Here is a 365-nt window from a genome sequence, read left to right as displayed (position 1 = left end):
GCGGCCTCGGTGTTTTCGCTGATCTCTCTCGCGCGCGCCCGAAGTGCCGGACTGTCAGCCACCACTCGCCAGAAGTCCGCCGCTGCGGGGTTGAGCCCGAGCGTCGGCTCGCCGCGCTCCAAGGCCGCCATGAGGTCTGCCCGGACCGCGCCGACAGCCGACTGCTCAGGAGGCGCACTGTGGACGACTTGGGCCAGCCGCTGCTCCACGTCGGCCTGCCGGTCGAAGAGCAGATCCTCCTTGGCCGGGAAGTAGTTGAAGACCGTGTTGACCGCGACCCCAGCGGCGCGGGCCACCTCCGCGACGGTGACCCGGTCGAAGCCGCGCTCGGCGAAGAGTCCGAAGGCGGCATCCGCGATGGCAGT

1 protein-coding gene is annotated in these 365 nt (G+C 70.4%); it reads right to left on the bottom strand.

Translation table 11 applies throughout. The annotated features are described in order from the left end of the window. Positions 1-365 (bottom strand): TetR family transcriptional regulator (locus UK12_RS33700; RefSeq protein ID WP_197085403.1); only part of this gene is annotated, 365 nt, incomplete at both ends.

The organism is Saccharothrix sp. ST-888 (assembly GCF_000955975.1).
Classification (GTDB): Bacteria; Actinomycetota; Actinomycetes; order Streptomycetales; family Streptomycetaceae; genus Kitasatospora.
Note: the sequence above shows the minus strand (reverse complement) of the source record. Positions and strands in the feature narration are given on the sequence as shown.